Annotated in this window: 1 protein-coding gene; it reads left to right on the top strand. The window is 60.7% G+C overall.

What is annotated here, in order from left to right; genetic code table 11:
* A partial coding sequence (locus Xind_RS19480) for a toprim domain-containing protein (RefSeq protein ID WP_187650933.1) occupies positions 1-1,424 on the top strand: 1,424 nt, incomplete at both ends.

Below are 1,424 nucleotides of genomic sequence, written 5' to 3'. Positions count from 1 at the left end.
CTGGCGGCGGTGTCGTCAGTGGAGGAGGGGATCGGGCGGCAGGCGCTGTTGCAGCGGGTGATCGCCTTTTATCACCAGACCCTGCTGAATGCGCCGGAAGCACTGGCCTACCTGAAAAAACGCCGCCTCGATCACCCTGAATTGGTCAGCCATTTTAAGCTGGGCTTTGCCAACCGCACCCTGGGTTATCGCCTGCCTGCCAAGCCACTGAAAGCCGGGGCGGAGATCCGCGCTCAGTTGCAGGCCATCGGGCTGATGCGTGACAGCGGGCATAAGCACTTCAGCGGCTCGCTGGTTGTGCCGGTGATTGGGCTGGACGGGCAAATACAGGAAATGTACGGCCGCAAAATCAATAACAGGCTGCGGGCAGGCACACCGTTGCATCTGTATTTACCGGGTGAGCATGGCGGCGTCTGGAATGAAGCGGGGCTGATCGGTTCGGCGTCGGTTATCCTGTGTGAATCGCTGATTGATGCGCTGTCATTCTGGTGTGCGGGCTTTCGCAACGTCACCTGTTCCTATGGCGTTCACGGCTTTACCGATGCCCACCGGGCGGCGTTCCGGCAACATGAGGTTCAACAGGTGTACATTGCCTATGACAATGATCCGGCAGGCAATGATGCCGCCATCCAGCTGGCATCAGCGTTGCAACTGACGGGTCTGGATGTCTGGCGGGTCGTGTTCCCCGAAGGCCGCGATGCCAATCGCATTAGCTGCGAGGTGGCGAACCCGGAAACCGCGTTCGGGCAGTTACTGGCGTCAGCACAATGGTTCGGTGAGCCCACAAAAACACCCCTGGCCGCTCCCCCTCCGCGGGTGACTGCGCCCGCGCCTGCATCAGTGGAACCGGGGGTTATCACCACATTGGAAGCTAACGGCGATATCGTGATCCAGCAGGATGCACAGGAATGGCGGTTGCGCGGTGTGCCGCAGAAGATCAGTGCGGTCATGAAGATCAATGTGCAGTTACGGGACAAAAACAGCGGCGCCCTGTTCGTGGACAGCCTCGATATCCTGAGCGCCCGGGCGCGTTCGGGCTTCGTGCGTCAGGCCTCGCAGGAGCTGGCACTGCCGGACACGCTGATCAAGCGGGAACTGGGGCGGGTGTTACTGGTGCTGGAGCAACGTTCGGGGATGGCCGCTGAGACGGCGCAGGCCGCCAACGCGTTGAGCGCCGATGAGCAGCAGTCTGCTTTGATGTTGTTGCAAGATCCGGCGTTGGTCAGCCGTATTACTACTGATTTAGCCGCCTGCGGGGTTGTCGGGGAATCAACGAATCTGCTCGCGGCTTATCTGGCGGCGGTGAGCCGAAAGTTGCCCAAACCCTTAGCCGTCCTGATCCAGAGCAGCAGTGCCGCAGGCAAGAGCAGCCTGATGGAGGCGGTGCTGAACCTGATACCGGCAGAAGAGCGCATCCAGTACAG

The sequence above is a fragment of the Xenorhabdus indica genome (assembly GCF_014467235.1).
Lineage (GTDB): Bacteria > Pseudomonadota > Gammaproteobacteria > Enterobacterales > Enterobacteriaceae > Xenorhabdus > Xenorhabdus indica.
This window is presented reverse-complemented; position numbering and strand designations above follow the sequence as displayed.